Raw genomic sequence first — 20713 nt, 5'->3', positions numbered from 1 at the left:
CTGCGCCGAAATCTCCATGCCTTGCGACATCGTTGGCGCGAGCCACCACGAAAGCGCAAGTTTCAAGCCATGCCAAAGCTATCTTAGCGCATATGCCCTCAAGGGGGGAGATTAGCGAGCGCCAGCCCATGCGCTGCCCTCGCCATCAGGCAGTCGTCGCCGCCGGGCATGCAGGCACGGCAGACATCGGGGCGCAGGTCGTAGATGCCACAGGCCGTATGCTTGCCCACCTCGCCGGTGAGCGCCGAGCACCGCGCGCCCTCGCAGCGCATGCCGGACTGGTCGGCGGCTATCAGTTCGGCCGGGATACGATCGAGTTGCTCATCCTCCTCGGTCGAAAAGCGTGGCCATTCGGCCGAATAGGCGCAGCAGGCGCCGCAGCTCTGGCAATCGAAGGCGGCTGTTGCCTTGGCCGCCGGATCCGGCAGCCAAGGAAAGCGGCTGTGGCCGGAGTCGTGCCGCAAGGCGCTATTTCTTCTTGCCCGTCTTGCGCGGCGGCGCTTCTGCCGATCTCTCGAATAGATCGGTCGCGACCGGTCCGTCGGCCTTCGGAGCTGCGACCGGCTGGCCCGGCTTTGCGGCAGACGGCTTGGTCGGCTTTTCGGCAGGCTGACCCTTGGCGGAGTATCTTATGGCCATATCAGTTCTCTTCAGCGACATGCGGTGACGGTGCACGCGGATTGCGCAGGCGGCCGATCAGCGCCGAAACCGCCGTAATGTTCATTTCCTCCGGTGACCAGTTCCTGGTCTCCTCGATGTGATGCGGCGCCAGTTCGCGATGCGTGCTGCCGCTATAGGCCGCATCGCAATGGGCCACGCGTTCGTGGGTCTTGCGATCCTCTCGCACATATTCGATCAGATAGTTCGGGCATTCGGCACGGCTGCGCACACCAAGCCGCACCTGGGCATCGCCATGGACGCGCCTGCAGCGCTCCAGCTTCTCCAAGACGCGCCGGACATATTCGACTGGCTTGTCCAGAACATCGACCATATCGGCAATGGTCGAGTCGGCCGCGATCGGCCTTGGCGGGATGCGTTTGGTGGCCATCAGGCTTTGCTTGCGCGTTTCGAGGCGGGGGCAGCGAGGGCAGCCGTCTCTGCTTCCTTCTCCAGCCGCAGTTCGCGCAGGCGCGCGGTCTTGGCCTCCCTCGCCTGGCCGACGGCATCCCGTTCGGACATGATGCGGTTGAGCGACATCGACTGGGTCCGCGACTTGCTGAAAAGGGACTCGGCCTGATCGCGCGATGTTTTCGGAATTAGGGACAAAATCTTCTTCCTGGTTCGGAGCATTCACATTTCTGCGGGCTGCTTAGCACATCGCAATCAAGCCGTGACGAACAATCCACTCCTGGAAACGAAAAAGTCAGACATCGGCCCGACCTTCTTTCGCAATTGGCGATGCCAGTTACATCGCTGGTTACGGCTAAGTGGGTTTCGCTAAGGCAACCTGCAACTGGTCGGCGGACGTGTCCGCAGCCATTTCGTAGCCGCGCTTCTAGCGACAAAGACGTCGGCCTAGCAGTCGGCGGGCTGCCGCGGTGACGTTGAGCTTTATCGTGCCGGTACTGATATCGAAAAATGGCCGCCAGCTTCCGAAAAAAAAACGCGAACGGCCGGAACCAATCCGGCATCCGCACATTGGAATATGGTCAGCAATCCAAGAGAGCAATCTCACGAGAGCTGACAAAAGACGCCTCCCGCACCGTAAAAAGCGCGAGAGGCGTTTTTGCGTCACATGATCGTGCTCATCATAGGCAGGATTTCATAGCGAAAACCGCGGCCTGAGCGCACTGTCGGGTCGGCATCCGTAAGAGCCTTGACTTCGGCCTCGTCTCTGGCGCGGACAATCCCAAGTCCCCAGGGACCTGCCGGATCGGCGACAGGACCGAACAGGATCACCGCGCCTTCGTTGAGCTTGCCACGCAGATAATCGGCATGCGCTGCCATCAGCGCCCGCTCCTCTTCCGTCAAGGTGAAAGCGAAATCCGGGCGCGGCGGGATCAGCCGGCAATGAAAGACCGAAAGCGGCTTGGCACCGGTCTCCTTGGCGAGGAAGTCGCCAAGCCAGTCCAGCACCCGTTCCCAGCCCGAGCCGTGATCGCGACAGGAGTCGTGGCGCTGGCCGAAGCCCTCGTGGCGCAACGTAAGCCGCGTGCCGTTTTCGACCGCCTCCAGCGTATAGCTGACGGTTGTGATGTTGTCGCCGTCCCAGGGCGCCTTCCAGGTCATGACGAGCCGATGCGGCGGCTCAACCTCGATATACTCGCCACCGACGTGAAATTCCTGGCCGTCGGAGCCCTTGCCCTCGGAGCGCCACGCGCCGCCCGGCCGGACATCAGCCACGTGCTTCGTCGTCCGATACATGTTGTCGGCGCCCCACCAGAGGGGGATCTGATCCTCGGCGGTGATGGCGCGGAATACGCGCTGCGGCGGCGCTGCGATCGTCACCGCGGCAAGGATGGTGCCCGTGGAAACGTCGGCGATTGCGCGCGGTCTGTCGCTGACGGCCATCATTCGTTCTCCAGATAGGATTTCAGGTTGCCGAGGCTCTGCTGCCAGAAACCGCGGTAAGGCAGAATCCAGTCCGCGACGTCCTTCAACTCCGCCGGCTCCAGTTGGTAGACACGTTCGCGGCCCTGCCGCCGCTCGGAGACCACATTGAGTTCACGCAGGATTCTCAGATGCTTGGAAATGGCAGGCCTGCTCTGCGCGAAGGCGGACGCCAGCTCGTTGACCGGCGCCGGGCCTTTTCGCAAGCGGTCGAGGATGGCGCGCCGCGTTGGATCGGCGATGGCGCGGAAGACGGAACGGTCTTGCTCAGCTTGCGGCATAATGCGTATCCATTCGGTTACATATTATGCCGAACGACGGCTCCCGTCAATTTCTGCTTGACCTGCCGCCTCAGCGTTCCTGGTCGGTCGGGCGGATCAGGATCTCGTTGACGTTGACGCGCGGCGGTTGGCTGACGGCATAGAGGATCGCGTTGGCGATATCCTCGGCAGTGAGTGCTTCCATCGTGGCGAGGCGGTGTTCGAGTCCGGCTTTGGATTGCGCGTTGGTGATGTGGTCCCCGAGTTCGGTGCGCACGAGGCCGGGCTCGATGACCGTGACGCGCACTTTGTCGGCATAGACTTCGCGGCGCAGCGACTCCGAGAAGGCGACGACGCCGAACTTAGTCGCCGCATAGCCGCTGGCGCCGGGATTGGCGACCCGGCCGGCCACCGAGGAGACGTTGACGACATGACCCTTGGAAGTCTTCAGGTGCGGCAGCGCCGCCTTGGTGGTTGCCATGAGGCCAATCAGATTGAGCTCGATCATGTGCCGCCAATCGTCGAGGTCGGCTTCGGCCGCGGGGGCAAGCAGCATGACGCCGGCATTGTTGACGAGGATGTCGAGCCGTCCCCATTCGGATACGGCCTTGTCGACCATCGCGGTGATATCGCCGCCCTTGGCGAGGTCGGCTTCGATGGAGAGTGCCTTGCCGCCCGCCTTTTCGAGGCGCGCAACTATCGCCTTGAGGCGATCGGCACGACGGGCGGCGACCGCGACTTTCGCGCCGGCCGCGGCAAGGACCATTGCGGTGGCCTCGCCAATGCCGGACGAAGCGCCGGTGACAAGCGCGACCTTGTCCGTGAGCGGTGAATTTGCAGTTGTCATGAGGAATCTCCAGAGCCCGATCCGTCCCATCACATAGGCCGCGCAGCTAAGGCTTGAAGTCCCCCATCCGAGCAGTTGATGCAATTTGCGGACGGGGCTCGCGCTCAATCCTGTTCGTGCGGCCCGGGTTCAGGCCAGGGCTCTCTGGCCGCTTCCGCATACCAGTGCTGCATCGCCGGCGTCGCCAACACCGCGTCGACATAGGCGCGGGTGACGGACGCCAGTCCGCCGCCATAAGTGTCGAAGCGCGTGACCACAGGCGCATACATGGCATCGGCCGCGGTGAAATGGCCGAACAGGAACGGGCCGCCTTCGCCATATTGCTCGCGGCACCGGCGCCAGATCGCTTCGATCCTGGCCCGCTGCGCCTCGCCCTCGGCATCGAGCGGCTTGTGGGATTTCGGCCGGCGCAGATTCATCGGCCAGCCGTAACGGACCTCGCGGAAGCCGGAGTGCATCTCGGTCGCCACCGAACGCGCCAGCGCTCGGGCGCCGAGCTCTTCCGGCCAGAGCCTTTTTTCTGGATAGAGATCGGCCAGATATTCGAGGATGGCCAGGGTCTCCCAGACGATCCTGCCTCCTCCCTTCGGCAGTTTATGATCCAGGACCGGCACCAGGCCGGTCGGCGAGATCTTGGCGAGGTTGGCGGCGGTCTCCGGCGTGCGCAGGCGCACGAAACCCTCCTCGAAAGGTATCTGCAGGTGCTTCATCGCCACCCAGGGCCGCAACGACCAGGAGGAAAAGCACTTGTTGCCGATATAGAGTGTGAATTCAGCCAAGACTGACCTCTCCTCATGCAGGTTGCGGCCCAACCTAGCCGCTTCACCTTCGTGCCGAAAGTCATTGTCGCAACGCCGGTTTGTGGAACCACAAACTCTGTTCGTTTGGCTGCCGGATGCGGCTCTCGCATCCAGCTCTCATCCAGACCCAGGAGATGCGCGCATGGTGAACAGGGATCAGGTCGCCGGCATTGCCAAGCAAATGAAGGGTTCGGTCAAGCAGGCGGCCGGCAAGGCCACCGCCGGCGAACCCAGATCTGAAGCGCCGCCGACAAGCTCGCCGGCAAGGTGCAGAAGACCTGTGGCGACGTGAAGGATAAGTCCGCAAGGTGTTCTGGTTTTGGTCGCAAGAGGCCGCCAGGAGGCGGCCGTTTCATGTCTGGAATTGCTTGGCCAAGGCGTTGGTGAAGACGATCTCGCCGTGATCGCCGACCGCCTCGCCCAATACCACATCCATGTTGCCGGCCGTCACCCGCGCCAGGGCGAAGCCCCCTAGATACGCGGCCTTCGGCTTGACGATATCGAGCCCGTCGCGCTGGTAGATCATCGGCACTTGGTGCTGGTGACCATGGAAGACGGCGATGACATTGTAGCCCTTGATTGCGGCCAGCAGCGCCTGACGGTCGGTCTCGCCCCACCAGTGCGGACGGCCGGCGCCCTCGTCGTCATAGGTGCGTTTCACCGGGTCCCAGCGCTCGGTCGAGAAAGTGTCCCAGCCATAATGCTGGAACAGGACAACTGGACGACCGTCGCCGGCATAGGTGGCGAGGTCCTGCCTCAGCCAGGGCAGGCTGCTCGGTACGCCGTGGCCGGTGTCCCCGGCGAAGCGGTGCATCTGGATGAGGTGCAAGCCGCCCCAGTCCCAGGAATAGCAGTCGGTGTCGACATCGTATTCGGTTGCCGGCACCGGCGGCCTGAAGAACACGCCGGGGCGATGATTGACCTCGACGTAGTCGCGCAATTCGCGGCGATACCACTCGACATGCGGCGGTGAGCCGTTCTGGTCGAGATCGTGATTGCCGAGCCCGACATAGACCGGGATATGGACGCGGTCGGGCCCGATGCCTTCCTGATAGCGCTGGGAGAACTGCAGAAGCTGCGTGCCTTCGCTGGGCTCGGTGACCTGGCCGCCGCCGTCGTCGGTGATGTCGCCCCCGGTGACGAGGCCGAGCGGCGTGCCGATGCGGGTGCCGGCCGAATGGAGGCCAGTGGAGACGCCGTTGATCTCGGCCGGCCACTTCTTGTCGGCAATCGCGTTCAAGGCCGCGACGTTGCGCAGAAGTGCTGCATCGGTCTTGCCTTCCTGCAGGCAGTTCGGGCTGAGTCCGCTCGCCATGCGGCAGGCATGGATATCGGCGATGAAAAGGAAGGTGGCGTCGATCGGCTGGATGCGCTTGCCGGTCTGGCCGAAGGCCGTGCGCGGACGAACGCAGGCGGCGGCGAAGCCTCCCAACTGAGCCATGAAGATGCGGCGCGAAACGGTTGCTGGCGAAGGGCGATTCATCGTCACCCGATTAAACACCGTCGGACCGCCTCGTCCAGTTTAATGCCCGGCCATCGCGCCGGAGACTTTTCATGCCAAGGCATGAAAAGCTCTTGCGGACCGCCTCGTCCAGTTCCCGGCCATCGCGCTGGAGACTTTTCATGCCAAGGCATGAAAGCGTTGGATCGACAGCGCGGCGGGGGTCTGTCATTGCTTTGGAACATGCATCCAGGGGAGGAAGGCCTGAAGACCCTCACAATCGGCATGACGTTCGCCATGCTCGCCGGCGCCGCGCAGGCTGCCGATTGCGTCGACGGCAAATCCGCGAAAGCCGGCTTCGTGCTCGAAAAGCCCGGTATCCGCAGCGAATTCCGCCCAGCGCCCGGCGGCATGGTCGCGGTCACCAACAAATATGAGTCAGACTCACCGCAGACGCAGTATCTCTATGCCGGGCTGATCGAAGTGTTCCGCGACAGCGACACTGGGCGGCTCTCGATGATCCCGCTCGGCGACTTGAAGAAGCTGTTCCCGCTGAAGGCGGGCGCCAAGAGCAAGACCGAATTCGTGCGGCTGTCCTCAAAAAAGGCGCCGAATGGCACCGAGATTCTGGCTTTAGCCGTCAAGGGCAAGGACACCTATAAACTCGGCGACTGCAAATACAACGTGCTCGTGGTCGGCGAAACGATCACCGGCGATAATGGCAATGTCATCGACACCTTCACCGCGCTCTATTCGCCCGACCTGCAGGCGGTGCTGGCGCGGCGGTATGATGAAGGGACGAGCGCACAGAGCGAGGTGGGGTTCGAGACGATCAAGCCGTTGAGGGAGTGAGGCGTCATTGTCGTCGACGCGATCCTTCCCTCACCGCATGCATTATCTGACCTTCGGCCGTGGCAACACGCGACGCCGGCGCTTCAACCTGCCCTGCGGTGGCGATAGTGCGAAACTTTCGACCCCCTTCAAACACTCCCGCAACACTCCGGCGTCCTGCGATGTCTTGGCCATCGACATGGCGCCGGAATAGGCCGCCACGGTGAGCGCCGCATAACGCTCCGGATCGATTGCGCTCTCCCCGCCGCCCAGCTGGTCGGCCCGGATCTTGTCAGCGATCGCCCGCCGCCAATCGGCAAAGATCCTGGCCAGCGCCAGGCGGAACTCGTCGTCGGCCAGCGACAGTTCATGCGCCAGATTGTTGAGCGGGCAGCCGCGCACATAGCCCTGTTGCTCGAGCTCTTCGGCCACGGCCTCGAACACGGCCCGCACGCCTTCGCGAGCCGAAGGCGCCGCCAGCACCGGGTCGATCCAGGTTTCCCGGACCGCTGCCGCTACCCGTTCCTCGATCACCGCCAGCGCCAGCGCCTTCTTGGTCGGGAAATGATGGTGCAGCGCGCCGCCGGTGACGCCGGCCGCCGCCATCAGATCGCCGAGGCTCGAGGCGTGGTAGCCGCGCGCCTGGAAGGTGTCTTCCGCCACGTCGAGGACGCGTCGGCGCATGCCGTCCGGATTGTTGGTGCGCTTTTTGCCTATCGCCATCTCCCACCTTCTCCCCTTGTGGGAGAAGGTGTCGCCGAAGGCGACGGATGAGGGTGCTCCAGCTTGGCAATGACGGCGATCCGTCACCCATCCCTCATCAGTCCCGGCGCTGCGCGCCGATCCACCTTCTCCCACAAGGGGAGAAGGGAAGAAAATAGCAGATTGACAAAACAGGACAACCGGTCTGTTTATAAACAGGATAATCATCCTGTTTTGAGATTCTGGCCATGAACCGACCTTCCCGCCTTGCCTCACCCGTCGTCGAGCTTAGGCAATACACGCTGAAGCCCGGGCAGCGCGAAACGCTGATCGCGCTGTTCGACCGGGAGCTCGTCGAAACGCAGGAAGCGACCGGCCTGACCGTCATCGGCCAGTTCCGCGATCTCGATCGACCCGACATGTTCGTCTGGCTGCGCGGCTTCGCGGATATGGAGACAAGGAAGGACGCGCTGAGTGCCTTCTATGGCGGGCCGGTCTGGGCCGCGCATCGCGATGCCGCCAATGCGACGATGATCGATTCCGACGACGTGCTGTTGCTGAAGCCGGCCTGGCCGGATGCGGCGTTCGATCTCTCAGGGTTGCTTCGGCCGACAGTTGCCGAGGCCGAAACTATGAGCGACCGGAGCCGCTTGCCCGGCTTTGTTGAGATCTCAATTCATCATTTGCAGCCGGGTGCCGAGGCCGGTTTTGGCGAGCGTTTCCAGGCGGTTCCTCAGCTTGCGGCAAACGGTGCCCGGCTGCTCGGCGCGTTCATCAGCGAGCACGCCGAAAACACATTTCCGCGTTTGCCTGTGCGTGCCGCCGACAACGTCTTCATCGCAGTCATCGATTTCGACGATGGCAACGCCCATGCGAGCTATCGGGCCGCCCTCGCCGCTTCGCCGGCATGGCAAGCGGTTCGTGAAACCATGCAAGCTGTTTCGACGAAGCCAGCAGAGACGTTGCGCCTGACGCCGACGACCCGGTCGCTGTTGAGATAGTCAGCCGCGAGGCAACATACCCGCTATGGCCGCGGCGACAAAGGCCGGGTCTTCCCAATGCGGGTTGTGGCCGCAGTCCTGCGCCCACCACCAGACGGGATCCGGAGAGATCGGTCCGGTGAAACTCACGCGCCTCAGCGACATACGCCGCAAGGAGTTGCGGCAGGCGGCCTTCGCTGTTCTGGAGCGCGAAGGCATCGCTGGCGCGACGCTGGAAAAGGTCGCGGCCCAGGGCGGCGCCTCGAAGGGCATCGTGCTGCATTATCTCCGCAACAAGCAGGAGCTGTTCGAGCACGCCATGCGCGAAGCCAACGCCGTGCTCTGTCACGCCGTGGTCGCCAGGCTGCAGCGGGCGCGGTCTCCGATGGAACGGGTGGACGCCGTGATCGAGGGCGATTTCGAGGAGCACCTGTTCCTGCCGCCGCTCTGCCACGCCTGGCTGTCGCTCTGCGCCGAGGTGGCGCGCGACGAGAAGCTGGCGCGCATCCAGAAGGTGATCCACGCGCGCATGCGCTCGAACCTCTTGTCCAGCCTGCGCGGCCTCGCTTTGCCGGAAGCGGCCGACGAGATCGTGCTCGGCGTCACCGCCCTGATCGACGGACTGTGGCTCAGGCTTGGCCTGCAGCCAGGCAGCGTCACGCGCGAGCAGGCCGTGCGCCAGGTCAAGGATTTCGTCGCGGGCCGGCTGGCGCTGCGCCATCCCGGGCCGGTCGGGTTAGCCTCGGCCGGATAAAGCTCATACTCGGTGGTAGCTCCCGCGCTTGACCGCCCGCGTTGCTCGGCGCTGCATTCCGCTCCAATTACGGCTATACCGCTGGGTGAGCACTCGCGGGAGCGTCCCAGTCCTTGAAGCCGAGTTTTCCCACCTCATCGAGTATCTGCTCCCGGATCCAGCGATGCGGTGGCTCATCGTCGCGGCGCGCGTGCCAGTACATTCTGACGGCCGGCGACGGGATCGAGATCGGTGCTCGATAGATACCAATCGGCAAGGATTTTGCAGCTTGAACCGCGAACTGCGTTGGAACGGCCGCCAGATAGGGCCCGCTCGCCACCGCCAGCGCAACGGCCTGGAAATGCGGCAAAGCAAGCGTGACGCGGCGCGCCCGGCCCATTCTGCCCAACGCATCGTCGGTGAAACCCGACATCGAGCCATCGATGGAGCGCAGCGCGTGCGGCAGCGCACAAAAGAGTTCTATCGGCACCTCTTCGCCCTCGGCGATGCCCGCCCGGCCGAGAGCGGCATTGTCTTTCGCCGCGACGACGGCGAAGGGCGAGCCGAACAGCGCCACGCTCGAGACCCACTCCGCGACCTCAAGCGGGCGCTCCAGCGCGAGGTCGATCCGATCCTCCTGCAGCAGCTTCGAGACGTCACCTATGGCGCTGTCGAGGAAGCGGAACGAGACACCAGGCGCCACCGCCGCGATGCGAGCGGCAAAGGGCGGCATCAGGAGCATGGAGAAGAAATCGGCGCCCATGAAGGTGAAGGTTCGTTCCAACCTTGCCGGATCGAAATCGGTCGCAGGCTGAAAGGCGCGCTCGATCTCGCGCAGCGCTGCGCGCACCGGCTCCGCCAGGCTTTCGGCGCGCGGTGTCGGCACCATGTCGTTGCCGCGCCGCACGAAGAGCTGGTCGTTCAACGCATGGCGCAGTCGGTTGAGCGCCGCACTCACCGCAGGCTGACTAAGGCCGATCTGCTCGCCGGCGCGCGTCACGCTCTTCTCGCGCAGAAGCGCATCGAGCACCCTCACCAGATTGAGGTCGAGCGCGTTCAAATTCATCGCATCAATCCGCCCCATACGATCATTCGATTTCCATCGCCGGCTCGCCCTTGCTTTAAGTCGCCCTCGAAGCCGCTTTGTCGGTCCCCAACAAGGAGAGCACTGATGACAATGATCAACACAACGATCGCAGGCAAGGAACTCCTCTGGTTCAACAACACGCTCGTCACCATTCGGGTTTCGTCGGCCGATGGCGAGGACGGCATCTGTGTCATCGAACACCGCCAGCCCTACGGCGATTCCGCGCCGCTGCACGTGCATCACAATGAGGACGAGGTGTTTCATATCCTTGAAGGCCGGATACGTTTCGTCCTTGACGGCCGCGAGCGGATTGCCGACGCCGGCGAAACGGTGCTCGCGCCAAAAGGCCTGCCGCACGCTTACCGGGTGGAGTCTCCGGAAGGCGCGCGCACGCTCACGGTGACGCGCGGTTCGGACTTCGAGACGATGGTGCGAAAGGCTAGCCGCCCGGCCGAACGGCCGGACCTGCCGCCGGCGGCGGTGCCGACGCCAGAGATGATTGAGGCGCTGACGAGACTGTGCGCCGAGAACGGCATCGACATTGTCGGGCCGCCGATGGGGTGAGCTTCCCTTCAACCGATTTGCATCTTTCACCCCCGCAATCTCCGCTTGATGCCGTTTGTGCAACGCGATACGCCGTTGCCCAAATCGACAGATCGGAGACTTGCCGTGAGCGCTGAAAAGACCAGAACCGAAACCGATACGTTCGGCCCCATAGAGGTGGCGGCCGACCGCTATTGGGGCGCGCAGGCGCAGCGTTCGCTGGGCAATTTCAAGATCGGCTGGGAAAAACAGCCGGCTTCGATCGTGCGCGCGCTCGGCATCGTCAAGCGCGCCGCCGCCGAAGTGAACATGGAGATGAAACGGCTCGATCCGGCCATCGGCAAGGCGATCGTCGAGGCGGCGCAGGAAGTGATCGACGGCAAGCTTAACGATCATTTCCCGCTGGTGGTTTGGCAGACCGGCTCGGGCACGCAGTCCAACATGAATGCCAACGAGGTGATCTCCAACCGGGCGATCGAGATGCTCGGCGGGGTGATGGGCTCGAAGAAGCCGGTGCACCCGAACGACCACGTCAATATGAGCCAGTCGTCCAACGACACCTATCCGACGGCCATGCATATCGCCTGCGCCGAGCGGGTCGCGCATCACCTGATCCCTGCCCTGCACCACCTGCACAAGGCGCTTGACGCCAAGGCCCGCGCCTTCAACCACATCATCAAGATTGGCCGCACGCACACCCAGGACGCCACGCCGCTGACGCTCGGCCAGGAATTTTCCGGCTATGCCGCGCAGGTCGCTTCCTCGATCAAGCGCATCGAGCTGACGCTGCCCGGCCTGCAGGAGCTGGCGCAAGGCGGCACCGCCGTCGGCACCGGCCTCAACGCGCCGGTCGGCTTCGCGGAAAAGGTGGCGGACCGCATCGCCGCCATCACCGGCATCGCCTTCGTCACCGCGCCAAACAAGTTCGAGGCGTTGGCCGCGCATGATTCCATGGTGTTCTCGCATGGCGCGATCAACGCGGCGGCCGCGGCGCTGTTCAAGATCGCCAACGACGTCCGCCTGCTCGGCTCCGGCCCGCGCTCGGGCCTCGGCGAACTTTCGCTGCCGGAAAACGAGCCGGGCTCCTCGATCATGCCCGGCAAGGTCAACCCGACCCAGTGCGAGGCGCTGACGCAGGTCTGCGTGCAGGTGTTCGGCAACAATGCAGCACTTGCCTTCGCCGGCAGCCAGGGCCATTTCGAGCTCAATGTCTACAACCCGCTGATGGCCTATAATTTCCTGCAGTCGGTGCAGCTGCTTGCCGACGCCTCTGTCTCCTTCACAGACAATTGCGTGGTGGGCATCGAGGCGCGTGAGGACAACATCAAGGCGGCGCTCGAACGTTCGCTGATGCTGGTGACGGCGCTGGCGCCGACCATCGGCTACGACAACGCCGCCAAGATCGCCAAGACCGCGCACAAGAACGGCACCACCCTGCGCGAGGAAGCCTTGGCCACCGGGCTGGTCAGCGAAGCCGATTACGATCGGCTGGTGCGGCCGGAGGACATGACGCATCCGGGGTAATTTCACGACGCGGGAAGGCGCACGAGGCCGCTATTCCAGGTCTGCGCGCGTCGCTTCGCTCCTTGCTCCGCCCGTGGATGACAAAGTGACGGAGATTTTGTGACAGCACAATTTGCTCCCTAACTGGACCTGGCCACACGATTTTCGCGTGCGTGAGCGGGAGGCAGGAACATTTTTCTGTGAACAATGTGTCGCCGCATAGGCGACTTTAGTGAACAGTCTTCGTCGTCTATCTGGCTGGGCATTCAAACGCCAATCGGAGACTCGCCATGTCCATCAACACTTCCGCCGCCGGTACGAGCGCCGCGTCCAACAGCTCCACCACGATCCTGCTCGGCCGCATCCTGCTCGCCGTTATTTTCCTGCTTTCTGGCTTCGGCAAGCTCACCGCCATTTCCGGCACCGCCGGATACTTCGGCGCCCTCGGCCTGCCGTTGCCGACCGTGACTGCGGTGGTAGTCGGCCTCATCGAACTGCTCGGCGGCCTTGCCATTCTCGTCGGCTTCCAGACGCGGATCGCCGCATGGGTGCTCGCGATCTTCACGATCGCCACCGGGCTGGTCGCTCACACCGGCTGGGCCGACCAGATGCAGATGATCCAGTTCCTCAAGAACCTCGCCATCACCGGCGGCTTCATCCTGCTCGCCTCCTCGGGCGCCGGCGCCTATTCGATCGACGCCAAGCGCGGCTGATCTTTTCCTCTCACACTGAAGCATTCCTCCCAAACCGAAACGAAAGCGGTGCGGAATTTTCCGCACCGCTTTTTCGTTTTCCGGTTGTAGGCGTAGACTGCGCCGGCAGCCGGCCTGATTCCGGCAAGGGAGATGACCAATGCCCCGCAACGCATTGCTTCTCGTCTCGCGGCTCCTGCTCGCCGTGTTGTTCGTGCCCTCCGGTTTCCAGGCGCTCACCAACATCGCCGGCACGACCAGCTATTTCGCCGGCCTCGGCCTGCCGCTTCCGACTCTTGCAGCCTGGGGCACCGGCCTGTTCGAGCTGATCGCCGGATTGCTGATCCTGGTCGGCTTCCAGACGCGGATCGTGGCGCTCTTGCTTGCCGCCTTCTCGATCGCCGCCGGCTTCATCGGTCACTACGGCCAGGGCGGCGACGATGCGACCCTCGCCTTCCTGCACCAGCAGATGCTGATGAAGGACATCGCCATTGCCGGCGGCTTCCTGGCGCTCGCCATGGCTGGCGCCGGCGCATGGTCGGCGGACGGGCGCGGTTTCGGCCTCGGCGCCGAAGTGACCTGAGCCGGCCCTATTTCACCGACACACTTGGTCCGCCCTCGACCGCCAGCACCAGACGCCGGTTGGTGATGCGCGCGAGCTGCGCCAGCCGGCCGGCCGGGCGCTCGCCATAAAGGTCGGCGAGCGAGGCCGGCAGCACCAGCACCAGCGCGCCGTTGCCGCGACTCTCCCATTTCAGCCTCGGCATCACGCCGGGCATCGCCGCTGTGAGGAGATAGACCACACGCATCATCGCCGCCAGCACGCGGGCGCGCTCGAGCAGGCGCGGCGGCGCGAGCGCCTTGATCTCGGGAGCTATGCCGTCGTTGAAGATGCCGTCATGGCGATAGGCGCTGGCCAGGGCCAGATAGGCGCGGCCGGGATGATCGACGCCGATGAAGGAGGCATGCGCGATGATATTGAGCGACTGCCTGCCGCGATATTCCGGATGGGCGCGCCAGCCGATATCGGCGAGCAGGCAGGCGGCATGACGGTAGCGCGCCTCGTCTTCGGTCTCGTCAATGCCGAACGCCTTGAACGCCTTCCCGGTCCATTCGACCAGATCATGTGCGTGGTGCACCGAGCGCGAGCGCAACAGCGCCAGTTCCTCGGCCGCCGATATCAGCGGATCGGCCTTTTGCTCCTCGGCGTCGAGCAGCGAATAGAGGAAGCCCTCGCGCACGCCCTGGGCCGAAACGACGGTCTTCGAGGGCTGCATCGCCGCCATGATCTCCTGCAGCACGACCGCGCCGTAAGGCAGGAGCGAGCGGCGGTTTTTGGATACGCCCTCGATGCCGCGCACCTTCTCGACCTCGCCCCTGGCCACCTGCTTGAGGAAGGCCTGCGCGCTGTCGGCCGAAATCTCGTAGTGATGCATGACGCCGAGCGGATAGTTGGTCATCTCCATATGCAGCCTGGCGAGATTTCGCCAAGTGCCGCCGACGGCATAGAAGACCCTGCCCTGCCCGCCTTTGAGCAGCTTTGCCCGCGACAGCTCCTGGCGCGCGATCTTCTGCGCCTGGACAAGCGAGTTCTTCGCCATATCCTGCAGGCGCAGGCCGCCGAGCGGCAGCGTGATGCCCTCGCCCATCGTTTCGCGATTGATGTCGATCAGCTCGAGGCTGCCGCCGCCAAGGTCGCCGGCGATGCCGTTGGCCGGATGGAAGCCGGAAATGACGCCGAGCGCCGAATAATAGGCCTCCTGCCGGCCGGTGAGCACACGGATCTCGGTCTTCAGCACATCTTCGGCGCGGTGGATGAAATCGGGGCCGTTGCCGGCCTCTCGCGCCGCGGCCGTTGCCAGCACATACATATGCTCGGCGCCCGCCTGGTCCGACAGCGCGCGGAACCGGCGGAATTCCTCCATCGAGCGCGTCACCGCCTCGGGGTCGAGCTTGCCCGTCGAAACGATGCCGCGGCCGAGACCCGCCAGCATCTTCTCGTTGAACAGGAGCGTGGGCGAGCGCGCCAACCCCTCATAGACGACAAGGCGGATCGAGTTCGATCCGATGTCGATGATCGACAGCGGCCGCCGGTCCTGAAGCCGGCCCTGGGAAACTGCAATCACGCGGCGGCGTTCTTCTTGCGGCGCTTGAACTGGGCAATGCGCTTGGGCGCATGCGATTTCAGCGCGTCGCCCCGTCCGGAGAGGCTCGGATTGGTCATGAAATATTCCTGCGCGTTGAACGGCTCCTCGCCCTCCTCCAGCACAACGCGCCGGGAGGTGCCGTCAGCCAATACGTCGAAACTTTGCTGGTTGTCCATGACATTGCCCAGCATGATCTGGCCAAGCACCTGTTCATGCACAGTTGGATTGGTGATGGGCACCAGGGTTTCGACGCGGCGGTCGAGATTACGCGGCATCATGTCGGCGGACGAGATATAGACGATCGCCTCGTCCGACGGCAGGCCGTGGCCGTTGCCGAAGCAGAAGATGCGGCTGTGCTCGAGGAAACGGCCGACGATCGATTTGACCCTTATGTTCTCGGAAAGGCCCGGCACCTGTGGCCTCAGGCAGCAGATGCCGCGCACGACGAGGTCGACCTCGACGCCGGCGCGGCTGGCGTCGTAAAGCGCGTCGATGATGGTCGGATCGACCAGCGCATTCATCTTCATCCAGATGCGCGCCGGCCGGCCGTCGCGGGCATGGACGATCTCGTCCGAGATGTGTTTCAGGATGCGCTTGCGCAATGTGAAGGGCGATACGGCAAGGCGCATCTCCTCGGCGGGCTCGGCATAGCCGGTGATGAAATTGAAGAGCTGCGCGACATCGCGCGCGATCGTCGGGTCGGTGGTGAAGAAGGACAGGTCGGTGTAGATGCGGGCGGTAACCGGGTGGTAGTTGCCGGTGCCGAGATGCACGTAATTGCGCAGCCGGCCATCCTCGCGGCGCACGATCAAAGACATCTTGGCGTGCGTCTTCAGCTCCAGGAAGCCGAACACGACCTGTACGCCGGCGCGTTCGAGGTCGCGCGCCCAGCGAATGTTGGCTTCCTCGTCGAAGCGCGCCTTGAGCTCAACAAGCGCCGTGACCGACTTGCCGGCCTCGGCGGCGTCGATTAGCGCGCGCACGATCGGGCTGTCGTTGGAGGTGCGGTAGAGCGTCTGCTTGATCGCCACCACTTCCGGGTCGGCGGCGGCCTGGCGCAGGAACTGCACCACCACGTCGAACGACTCGTAGGGGTGGTGGACGACGATGTCCTTCTCGCGGATGGCAGCGAAGCAGTCGCCGCCATGCTCGCGGATGCGCTCGGGAAAGCGCGGATTGTAGGGCGTGAATTTGAGGTCGTCGCGCGGAATGGCAACAATCTCGGATATCTGGTTGAGCGCCAGCGGACCGGTGAGCACGCTGATACGGCTCGACGAGACGCCGAGCTCGCCGGCGACGAAATCCCGCAACGCGGCCGGCATCAGCGTATCGAATTCGATGCGGATCACCGAGCCGCGGCGGCGCCGCTTCAGCGCCGTTTCGAACAGGCGCACCAGGTCTTCCGACTCCTCTTCGACCTCGATGTCGCTGTCGCGGATGATGCGGAACGTGCCGGAGCCCTTGACCTCATAGCCGGGGAAAAGCTTGCCGATATAGATGCCGACCACTTCCTCCAGCGGGATGAAGCGCACATGGTGCTTGCGGTCGGGCAAGCGGATGAAGCGCCGGAGCGCCACCGGCAGGCGCAGCAGCGCGCTCATCTCCTCGCCGTTCTTGCGATGGCGCAGTTGCAGGGCGATCGAGAAGCCGAGATTGGGGATGAAGGGGAACGGATGCGCCGGGTCGATCGACAGCGGCGTCAGCACCGGGAAAACCTGCTCCTGGAAATGTTCCTCCAGCCAGGCCTTCTCATCCTTGGTGAGCGCGTCGCGGGTGATGCTTTCGATGCCTTCCTTGTTGAGCAACGTCATCAGCGCCGAGAGGCTCTTCTGCTGGTCCTCCTGCAGGCGCTCGACCTCGCGCAGCAATTGCTCGAGCTGCTGCTCGGGCGTGCGGCCGTCCGGGCTTTTCAAGGCGATGCCCTCGCGCACCTGGCCGGCAAGGCCAGCGACACGCACCATGAAGAACTCGTCGAGATTGGCGGCTGAGATCGACAGGAAGCGCACGCGTTCGAGCAGCGGATGATGCTCGTTCAGCGATTCTTCCAGCACGCGGCGGTTGAACTGCAGCCAGGAGAATTCGCGGTTGACGAAACGGTCGGGATTGCCGCCGTCCGGGCTGGCCGCCTCGACGGTGATGAACTCGCTCTGCACCGGCTTCAGTTCGTTCATAGTTTCCCGCTCTTGCCCGCAACCGTCCTTGGGAGCGCCGCATATTGGCGTTCGGCGACGCTCTAGCATGTCTTTGTGACGCACGATCGTCACGGAATCGCTCCGACGCCGGCCTCACGCGCTTAACCGGCTCAACTTATCCTCTGGCAGGCTTTTGCGACAGTTTGATTTCATCGATCTTGCAAACTTGGCTGTTATGCTCCAGATGCAGGCTGGTCACACCCACTGGCCGAACCCAATTGGAGACGACGATGGCAGGCGGCAGCATTCCCCATTTCCAGAACGACGCGGGCCATCCGGTCATCGAGATCGGCGTCAAGGAATTCATGTGCACCGGCGCCAACCCGCCTTTCGACCATCCGCATGTGTTCCTCGACATGGGCGACGACGATGAGAAGGTCTGCCCCTACTGCTCGACGCTCTACCGCTATTCGCCGTCGCTGAAGGCAACGGAAACGCAGCCGGCCGGCTGCCTCTATGTCGACCAGGCCGCCTGATCGTCGCTTTCGACCATGACTGAAACACCGTCCCGGCAGATCGTCATCGCCGGGGCTGGTATTGCCGGGCTGACGGCGGCGCTTGCCTTTGCCGAGCGTGGCTTCCCGGTAAAACTGTTCGAGCAGGCCAGGCAACTCGAAGCGGCCGGCGCCGGCCTCCAGCTTTCCCCCAACGCAACCCGCATCCTGCGGCGACTCGGTGTGCTCGACCGCCTGCTGCCCAATGCGATCCGGCCGCAAGCGGTGGTGCTGAAGGATGCAAGAAGCCTGCGAGAGCTGGCGCGCGTGCCGCTTGGGGAAGCGGCAGAAAAGCGCTGGGGCGCGCCTTATCTCGTGGCGCACCGCGCCGACCTGCAGACGGCGCTGATGGCGGCGGTGGCGCTGCGGCCGGACATCGAGCTTGTCACCGGCGGGCGCGTCACCGGCATTGCCTTCGACCCGCACAGCGTTACCACGACGGTCGAAATCGACGGCAAAGCGACGGATGTCGCGTGCGGTTTGCTGGTCGCGGCCGATGGTGTCTGGTCGTCGGTTCGCGCCCAGCTTGCCCGGACGACCGGTTTTGCGGCAAGCCGCTTTTCGGGCGAGCTCGCCTGGCGCGCGACGGTCCCGGCGGAAAGCGCCGCCGGCAGCGCTTTTGCCGAGATCGGAGCCACCGACTGCGTCACCACCTTCCTGCATCCCGGCTTCCACATGGTCGCCTATCCGGTGAGCAGGGGCAGCGCCTTCAACCTTGCCGCCTTCACCAGGGGCGAGCGCATCGCCGAAGGCTGGTCCGGGCATGCCGATCCCGCCATACTTTCAGCAGCCATGAGGGGTACGGCGGCAACGCTGGCGAAGCTGGCGGCGCTTGCCGGGCCGTGGACGGCCTTCCCCATCCACACGGTCGCGCAGCGGCGCTGGACCATGTCGGAGGGAGTGGCACTGATCGGCGATGCCGCGCACGCCATGATGCCCTTCGCGGCGCAGGGTGCGGCCATGGGGATCGAGGACGCCGCGATGCTCGCCAATCTGATCGCAGATTTTCCGGACCTGAAGCAGAGCCTTGCTGTATGGGAGAATCTTCGACGCCCACGCGTCGAAAAGGTGCTTAAGCGCGGCGCTCTCAATCGGTTGGCCTGGCATGCCCGGGGACCGGTGGCGATCGCGCGCAACCTGGTGCTGGCGGCGCTGCCGGCGGACAAGCTCGCGGCGGACCTGGACTGGCTCTATGGCTGGGAAGAGCGGAAGGTAGTGAGGCGGTAGCGCGCCCGACGGCCGGATAGACTGGCGGGATAGAGGAGGCAAAGGAATGAGGCGCTGCTAATTGTACAGGCTCAGCGACCAACCCAACGACACCGGCAGCGGGTTCCACAAACCTGTCCGGATGCCGGCAGTGCGCAATGCCGCCGCCGTCCAGGTGTTGCAGCCGACCAGCGCGTTGAAATGGCCGTTGGCCTCGTAGAAACGGTCGTAAGTTGAATAGCCCGCATTTTCGATCGGCACCGGTCCGCCCGGCCCCTGCCGGAAGCCTGCCGCCATATAGTCGAGCAGCGCCGAGAAATGTTCCTCATCGATGTCAAAACCGGCGACATCCGGATGCGGCTCAAGAATAGCGCCCGCGACATCGACATGCATCACCGCGGCGTCGAGCGTAAGCGCCTTCAGCACCGGCATGGCCTTCAGTTGCGACCAGGTCGGCGTCTCCAGATAGAAGGCGCGGCCGCCCCAGCCGAAGATGAGATACCGCGCCTCCGCCGCGTCGGTCGGCAGGCCGGCATCGGCCAGGAAGGCAAATCGCCGGCGCACGTCATCATCGACCGGTATCGCAATGTCGGTGTGAATCGGATTCCTCAACACCAATATGTGCCGCGTCCCCTCGCCTTCGGCCCGCGCAGCCGGCCAGAGCGGGCGCGGCACCAGCGTGCCGAGCGCGGCGGCAAATACCACCGCTCCCAAGAGCATCACCAGATATCGCAGAACTCGTCTCATCGGATGCGATGGTTCCATCTTGTCTGGGGCGATTTTAGGAAGGCCTGGACGATCAGGCTCGACGATTTAGGAGCGTCAACCAAAAATGAGCCGATCCTTGTCCGATCGCCCGAATGCAAAAAAAGCCCGGCTGTTTCCAGCCGGGCTTCCGAAAATTTAGCGATTGCGCCCGCTCAGTGCAGGATCTGCGACAGGAAAAGTTTTGTGCGTTCATGGCGCGGATGGTCGAAGAACTCGGCCGGCGTGTTCTGCTCGACGATCTGGCCCTGATCCATGAAGATCACGCGGTTGGCGACCTTGCGGGCAAAGCCCATTTCGTGGGTGACGCAGAGCATCGTCATGCCCTCTTCCGCCAGCCCCACCATCGTCTCCAGCACTTCCTTGATCATTTCCGGATCGAGCGCCGATGTCGGCTCGTCGAACAGCATGATGCGCGGATTCATGCACAGCGAACGCGCGATCGCCACGCGCTGCTGCTGGCCGCCGGAGAGCTGGCCCGGATATTTGTTGGCCTGTTCCGGTATCTTGACGCGCTTGAGGAAATGCATGGCGATTTCCTCGGCCTGCTTCTTCGGCATCTTGCGCACCCAGATCGGCGCCAGCGTGCAGTTCTCCAGGATGGTGAGATGCGGGAACAGGTTGAAGTGCTGGAACACCATGCCGACCTCGCGGCGCACCTCGTCGATCTTCTTCAGATCGTTGGTGAGTTCCTTGCCGTCGACGATGATCTTGCCCTTCTGGTGCTCCTCCAGCCGGTTGATGCAGCGGATCATGGTCGACTTGCCGGAACCGGAGGGACCGCAAATGACGATGCGCTCGCCGCGCATCACCTTGAGGTTGATGTCCTTCAGCACATGGAACTCGCCATACCATTTGTGCATGCCGACGATGTCGATGGCGACATCGGTGGTTGAGATGTGCATCTTGGCGGCGTTGACCTTGATCTCTTCCGCGCTGA

The 20713-nt window shown here is 63.8% G+C and carries 24 protein-coding genes and 1 pseudogene; 10 read left to right on the top strand and 15 right to left on the bottom strand.

The genetic code is table 11. The annotated features are described in order from the left end of the window. Positions 1-98: 98 nt before the first annotated feature. The 8 genes from LB565_RS27635 to LB565_RS27600 all read right to left on the bottom strand — a co-directional run bounded on the left by LB565_RS27635 (position 99) and on the right by LB565_RS27600 (position 4436). A complete protein-coding gene (locus tag LB565_RS27635) occupies positions 99-428 on the bottom strand; it encodes a YkgJ family cysteine cluster protein (RefSeq protein ID WP_224589257.1) in 330 nt (109 codons plus the stop codon). A gap of 40 nt (positions 429-468) precedes the next feature. Further along, on the bottom strand, positions 469-639 hold the full coding sequence (locus LB565_RS27630; protein ID WP_224589255.1) for a hypothetical protein: 171 nt from the start codon (positions 637-639) through the stop codon (positions 469-471). A 1-nt stretch (position 640) separates the two neighbouring features. After that, positions 641-1048: a hypothetical protein gene (locus tag LB565_RS27625; RefSeq protein ID WP_224589254.1), complete on the bottom strand. Its 408-nt coding sequence runs from the start codon at positions 1046-1048 to the stop codon at positions 641-643. Continuing rightward, positions 1048-1290, bottom strand: a complete 243-nt coding sequence (locus LB565_RS27620) for a hypothetical protein (RefSeq protein WP_224589253.1) — start codon at positions 1288-1290, stop codon at positions 1048-1050. The genes LB565_RS27625 and LB565_RS27620 overlap by 1 nt, the downstream gene beginning before the upstream one ends. A gap of 441 nt (positions 1291-1731) precedes the next feature. After that, complete coding sequence (locus LB565_RS27615; RefSeq protein WP_224589252.1) at positions 1732-2514, bottom strand: SRPBCC domain-containing protein; 783 nt, start codon at positions 2512-2514, stop codon at positions 1732-1734. Continuing rightward, complete coding sequence (locus tag LB565_RS27610) at positions 2511-2831, bottom strand: ArsR/SmtB family transcription factor (protein ID WP_224589251.1); 321 nt, start codon at positions 2829-2831, stop codon at positions 2511-2513. The genes LB565_RS27615 and LB565_RS27610 overlap by 4 nt, the downstream gene beginning before the upstream one ends. A gap of 70 nt (positions 2832-2901) precedes the next feature. Further along, the gene (locus LB565_RS27605; protein ID WP_224589250.1) at positions 2902-3657 is read right to left on the bottom strand and encodes an SDR family NAD(P)-dependent oxidoreductase; all 756 of its coding nucleotides are present in this window, start codon (positions 3655-3657) and stop codon (positions 2902-2904) included. 104 nt (positions 3658-3761) lie between these two features. Next, positions 3762-4436, bottom strand: coding sequence for a glutathione S-transferase family protein (locus LB565_RS27600; RefSeq protein ID WP_224589249.1), 675 nt, complete (start codon positions 4434-4436; stop codon positions 3762-3764). Between the two features lie 163 nt (positions 4437-4599). Between LB565_RS27600 and LB565_RS27595 the strand changes: the two are divergent. Continuing rightward, positions 4600-4757 (top strand): annotated as a pseudogene (locus LB565_RS27595) (CsbD family protein); the annotation flags it as partial. Positions 4758-4809: 52 nt separating this feature from the next. Here LB565_RS27595 and LB565_RS27590 read toward each other — a convergent pair. Then, positions 4810-5940, bottom strand: coding sequence for a metallophosphoesterase (locus LB565_RS27590; RefSeq protein ID WP_224589256.1), 1131 nt, complete (start codon positions 5938-5940; stop codon positions 4810-4812). Between the two features lie 189 nt (positions 5941-6129). Here LB565_RS27590 and LB565_RS27585 point away from each other — a divergent pair, with 189 nt between their 5' ends. Then, positions 6130-6750 (top strand): hypothetical protein, encoded by a 621-nt coding sequence (locus tag LB565_RS27585; RefSeq protein WP_224589248.1) that lies wholly within the window; start codon positions 6130-6132, stop codon positions 6748-6750. Between the two features lie 42 nt (positions 6751-6792). Here the strand turns inward: LB565_RS27585 and LB565_RS27580 are convergent, their stop codons facing one another. Further along, the gene (locus LB565_RS27580; protein ID WP_224589247.1) at positions 6793-7452 is read right to left on the bottom strand and encodes a TetR/AcrR family transcriptional regulator; all 660 of its coding nucleotides are present in this window, start codon (positions 7450-7452) and stop codon (positions 6793-6795) included. Between the two features lie 227 nt (positions 7453-7679). Here LB565_RS27580 and LB565_RS27575 point away from each other — a divergent pair, with 227 nt between their 5' ends. Both LB565_RS27575 and betI read left to right on the top strand, forming a co-directional pair. Next, positions 7680-8432 (top strand): NIPSNAP family protein, encoded by a 753-nt coding sequence (locus LB565_RS27575; RefSeq protein ID WP_224589246.1) that lies wholly within the window; start codon positions 7680-7682, stop codon positions 8430-8432. A gap of 118 nt (positions 8433-8550) precedes the next feature. Further along, a complete protein-coding gene (betI, locus tag LB565_RS27570; RefSeq protein WP_224589245.1) occupies positions 8551-9165 on the top strand; it encodes a transcriptional regulator BetI in 615 nt (204 codons plus the stop codon). A 73-nt stretch (positions 9166-9238) separates the two neighbouring features. On the opposite strand, the gene LB565_RS27565 is transcribed toward betI, so the two are convergent. Next, positions 9239-10210: a LysR family transcriptional regulator gene (locus LB565_RS27565; protein WP_224589244.1), complete on the bottom strand. Its 972-nt coding sequence runs from the start codon at positions 10208-10210 to the stop codon at positions 9239-9241. Between the two features lie 105 nt (positions 10211-10315). Here LB565_RS27565 and LB565_RS27560 point away from each other — a divergent pair, with 105 nt between their 5' ends. The 4 genes from LB565_RS27560 to LB565_RS27545 all read left to right on the top strand — a co-directional run bounded on the left by LB565_RS27560 (position 10316) and on the right by LB565_RS27545 (position 13552). After that, positions 10316-10795: a cupin domain-containing protein gene (locus tag LB565_RS27560; protein ID WP_224589243.1), complete on the top strand. Its 480-nt coding sequence runs from the start codon at positions 10316-10318 to the stop codon at positions 10793-10795. A gap of 105 nt (positions 10796-10900) precedes the next feature. After that, on the top strand, positions 10901-12298 hold the full coding sequence (gene fumC / locus LB565_RS27555) for a class II fumarate hydratase (protein WP_224589242.1): 1398 nt from the start codon (positions 10901-10903) through the stop codon (positions 12296-12298). A 269-nt stretch (positions 12299-12567) separates the two neighbouring features. Continuing rightward, positions 12568-12990, top strand: coding sequence for a DoxX family protein (locus tag LB565_RS27550; RefSeq protein ID WP_224589241.1), 423 nt, complete (start codon positions 12568-12570; stop codon positions 12988-12990). A gap of 139 nt (positions 12991-13129) precedes the next feature. Further along, positions 13130-13552 (top strand): DoxX family protein, encoded by a 423-nt coding sequence (locus tag LB565_RS27545; protein ID WP_224589240.1) that lies wholly within the window; start codon positions 13130-13132, stop codon positions 13550-13552. A gap of 7 nt (positions 13553-13559) precedes the next feature. Here the strand turns inward: LB565_RS27545 and ppx are convergent, their stop codons facing one another. Together ppx and LB565_RS27535 are read right to left on the bottom strand one after the other, a co-directional pair. Further along, the gene (gene ppx / locus LB565_RS27540; protein WP_224589239.1) at positions 13560-15095 is read right to left on the bottom strand and encodes an exopolyphosphatase; all 1536 of its coding nucleotides are present in this window, start codon (positions 15093-15095) and stop codon (positions 13560-13562) included. Next, positions 15092-17287, bottom strand: coding sequence for an RNA degradosome polyphosphate kinase (locus LB565_RS27535; protein ID WP_224589238.1), 2196 nt, complete (start codon positions 17285-17287; stop codon positions 15092-15094). Before LB565_RS27535 ends, ppx begins: the two co-directional genes overlap by 4 nt. Before the next feature lie 251 nt (positions 17288-17538). Between LB565_RS27535 and LB565_RS27530 the strand changes: the two genes are divergently transcribed. Together LB565_RS27530 and LB565_RS27525 are read left to right on the top strand one after the other, a co-directional pair. Next, positions 17539-17784 (top strand): zinc-finger domain-containing protein, encoded by a 246-nt coding sequence (locus LB565_RS27530; RefSeq protein ID WP_224516141.1) that lies wholly within the window; start codon positions 17539-17541, stop codon positions 17782-17784. Between the two features lie 15 nt (positions 17785-17799). Next, positions 17800-19029 (top strand): FAD-dependent monooxygenase, encoded by a 1230-nt coding sequence (locus LB565_RS27525; RefSeq protein ID WP_224589237.1) that lies wholly within the window; start codon positions 17800-17802, stop codon positions 19027-19029. 57 nt (positions 19030-19086) lie between these two features. Here LB565_RS27525 and LB565_RS27520 read toward each other — a convergent pair whose 3' ends face one another. Then, on the bottom strand, positions 19087-19755 hold the full coding sequence (locus LB565_RS27520) for a TIGR02117 family protein (protein WP_224589236.1): 669 nt from the start codon (positions 19753-19755) through the stop codon (positions 19087-19089). 173 nt (positions 19756-19928) lie between these two features. Then, a complete protein-coding gene (locus LB565_RS27515; protein ID WP_176477089.1) occupies positions 19929-20678 on the bottom strand; it encodes an amino acid ABC transporter ATP-binding protein in 750 nt (249 codons plus the stop codon). Positions 20679-20713 lie beyond the last annotated feature (35 nt).

Source organism: Mesorhizobium sp. CA14, assembly GCF_020165195.1.
Lineage (GTDB): Bacteria > Pseudomonadota > Alphaproteobacteria > Rhizobiales > Rhizobiaceae > Mesorhizobium.
This window is presented reverse-complemented; position numbering and strand designations above follow the sequence as displayed.